Origin of the sequence: Thermogemmatispora tikiterensis, assembly GCF_003268475.1 — a bacterium.
Taxonomy (GTDB): Bacteria; Chloroflexota; Ktedonobacteria; order Ktedonobacterales; family Ktedonobacteraceae; genus Thermogemmatispora; species Thermogemmatispora tikiterensis.
In genome coordinates this window covers 1-2,537 of sequence record NZ_MCIF01000001.1, presented here as the reverse complement: position 1 = coordinate 2,537, position 2,537 = coordinate 1, and the positions used below count along the sequence as shown (strand labels likewise).

Annotated in this window: 3 protein-coding genes; 1 reads left to right on the top strand and 2 read right to left on the bottom strand. The window is 60.7% G+C overall.

Annotated features, from left to right (window positions below; translation table 11 throughout):
• Window positions 1-268: 268 nt before the first annotated feature.
• Both A4R35_RS00010 and A4R35_RS00005 read right to left on the bottom strand, forming a co-directional pair.
• Window positions 269-901, bottom strand: coding sequence for an ATP-dependent DNA helicase (locus A4R35_RS00010; RefSeq protein ID WP_112425335.1), 633 nt, complete (start codon window positions 899-901; stop codon window positions 269-271).
• 277 nt (window positions 902-1,178) lie between these two features.
• The gene (locus A4R35_RS00005) at window positions 1,179-2,210 is read right to left on the bottom strand and encodes a bifunctional DNA primase/polymerase (protein ID WP_112425333.1); all 1,032 of its coding nucleotides are present in this window, start codon (window positions 2,208-2,210) and stop codon (window positions 1,179-1,181) included.
• Between A4R35_RS00005 and A4R35_RS24025 the strand changes: the two genes are divergently transcribed.
• Window positions 2,209-2,385, top strand: a complete 177-nt coding sequence (locus A4R35_RS24025) for a hypothetical protein (protein WP_189361139.1) — start codon at window positions 2,209-2,211, stop codon at window positions 2,383-2,385. The two genes, A4R35_RS00005 and A4R35_RS24025, sit on opposite strands and share 2 nt — an antisense overlap.
• Window positions 2,386-2,537: the final 152 nt, after the last annotated feature.

The following is a 2,537-nucleotide window of genomic DNA, read 5'->3' as shown; positions in this document are numbered from 1 at the left end:
GATTTCGGTGGTCGCAGGGAACGCTGGCCCTCTCGCCTCGATCCAGGCATTGAGGGAGCTGCTGGTCTCTCCAAACTCTGCCGCGGTGATGGTGATGGCGACCTTCCCCGGCTGCCCTGATCCCCCCGACGGTTCTGCCTCTCCTGCCTCGAGCCAGGACTGGCCCGGCAGGTCGCGCTCACCTGGCCAGTGAGGCCAATCGTGATGAGAATGACATCTCTTTCATCGTTACTCATGGGATTCCTCCTTAGTGAAGCGGCAAAAGAAGCTAATAACGGTGTGGTAGCGAAGAGCCTCGGGATGGTCGCGACAGCCACAACCTGTCTTCTCCGGGAAAGCAGGGCACTGCTGGTGGGACGAGGATCTCTTCCTGCGGGGCAAAGAAGCGCACGACCTCCTCAAATTGCGCCGTGCGTCTGGCCGGGGGCAAGGCATCGACGATCCTGCGCCCGTAGCCTCGGATGAGCACCCTAGTATCCAGGATCGCTATCACTCTCCGGTCCTGGCTGGTACGCAACAGGCGTTCGATCCCCTGCCTCAGTTGAAGCACTACCTGCGGCAGGACAAAGTCGCCAAACCAGTCCTCTCCCCTGGCCCTCATAGCGGTGACACGGGCCTCATGCAGAGGATCATCAGGCATGGCGAAGGAAAGCCGGTCAATCACCACCAGTGAGAGCGCGTCACCAGCGATGTCCACGCCCTCCCAGAAGCTCTTCAGGCCCAAGAGGACTGCAGGCTCGGTTCGAAATCGCCGCAACAGCTCACGATGGGGGTGATCCCCCTGACGGAGCAGAGGGAAGGGAAGAGTGAGTGCAAGGCGGCTATAGACCTCATCCAGCATGCGTCGGCTGTGAAAGAGCAGAAAAGCCCTGGCCCGTGAGGCCAGCACCAGTCTCTGCATCTCGTCTGCTCCAGCCTGCACAGAGCGCTCAACCTGTGGTCCTGTCCCATAGGCTGGCTCAGGGAGCGCACACGAGAGGTAGAGGAGGGCACGGGACTGTTAGTCGAACACAGGGGGCACGATTCGCTCGATCACCTCGACAGCAGGCATGAGATCAAGTTCCACTTCCCGACGGAAGCACTCGCAGCTGAGCTGCCTGGTACGCACAGTACACTGGGAGCCAGCAGCAGGAGCGGGGACGAGAGTGGCTGAAACCATGATGACGGTTGCAGTCCTTTCAAACCTTTGGCTGCCCTGAGCGGTAGCGCTGCTTCAGCGCCTTCGCTGCGGCCCGGAAATCTCCACCGTGATACAGCAGGGCATAGGCCTCGAATTTGCTATAGGCACGCTGCGGCTGGAACACTGTCGAGGGAGTAAACACGTAAAGAAAGTCATGCCCCCCATAGTTCGTCGTGGCAGAGTGCTTGGCCCCGACTTTCCCTGGATGGCGCCAGTAGCCTTCTCCTTGCGCGATGCGCACCAGCTCCCATCCTTTGGGGAGCAGAATGCTTTCCCAGGTGACCTGCGGGTCGCGATTAAAGAGGTCGCCCGGGCGAGAGCCGAGATCACGGGAAGCCAGGGATCGGAACGGAGCCGGCGAGGAGCAAGGCGGAAGAGAGGAACAGGTAGCGCGGGGAGGCGGCTCGTCGAATGCCCGAAGAGAGGTGTAGAGTAGCTCACGGTCGGTTGGCGCAAGCTGGCAAATGGAGGAGACGCTGCCACACAGCCGGAGATAGGGGCGTCCCGAAGGGTGAACGCCGCCTCGGGAAGGGTCGACAATGATGATGCCTCCTTCCTCCTTGGTCTCGATGAGAACCTGACGCCGGGGCCTCTGCCTGACCGCGAGCGGCTGGCTTCTCGAATCCGTTCCCCCTGGGCAGCGAAAGAGAAGATGCCTCCCCCCACTGGGCGTGCGTTCCTCATAGCCGTGAGCTATCTCTTCATAGAGCTCATTGAGCGTACGATCGCCCTGGATGCTCTGTCGCCAGGCAAGAAAGGTAGCCTCATCATCGAAATCGATGGCAATGAGGCTGCCGCTGATCCGCCCGGTGACCAGCGCCAGACCTCGGCGGGGATCGCGCTGAAACCAGGCTTTCACCTCAGCCGCCGTCGGTCGCAACGTTTGCCAGCGTTTCCAACTGGAGAGTGCTGGCCGCTTGGTGCCATCATGACAGATCGGGACGACGCTGATGCCAGCCTCCAATGCCGCCAGGGCCGTCTGCAGGACAGGCGAGACATCAGCAGAGCGAGAGGCGGGCGAATACTGCATGGCGATCTCGCGCTTACCTCCTCCTTCTTCGCTGGCAACGCTGGTCACGGATTACGAGGTCGAGCAGGCCAACGTTATGGCTGGAGCGCCTCAGATGCTCAAAGAGTACCAGCACCCCCATGCCCAGGACAACGAGGAAGGCTGGTATCAAGAGCAGCGCCGCCAGAAGCTGTAGATACATAGATGCTTCTCCTTGAAGGGCTTCCAGGCGATAGCAGGTCATTTACTCCCATCACCGCGAATAGGAACGAGGCTGATTCCCAGTGCCAGTGCCGCATGGGCTGTTTGCAGGATTCTGTCGTTGTCGGTGTTCATCGTGCAAAGCAG

Coding starts and splice junctions, on each gene's coding strand:
- A4R35_RS24025 (WP_189361139.1), top strand. CDS start 2,209: ATGGCGATCTCGCGCTTACCTCCTCCTTCTTCGCTGGCAACGCTGGTC.
- A4R35_RS00010 (WP_112425335.1), bottom strand. CDS start 901: ATGCAGAGACTGGTGCTGGCCTCACGGGCCAGGGCTTTTCTGCTCTTT.
- A4R35_RS00005 (WP_112425333.1), bottom strand. CDS start 2,210: ATGCAGTATTCGCCCGCCTCTCGCTCTGCTGATGTCTCGCCTGTCCTG.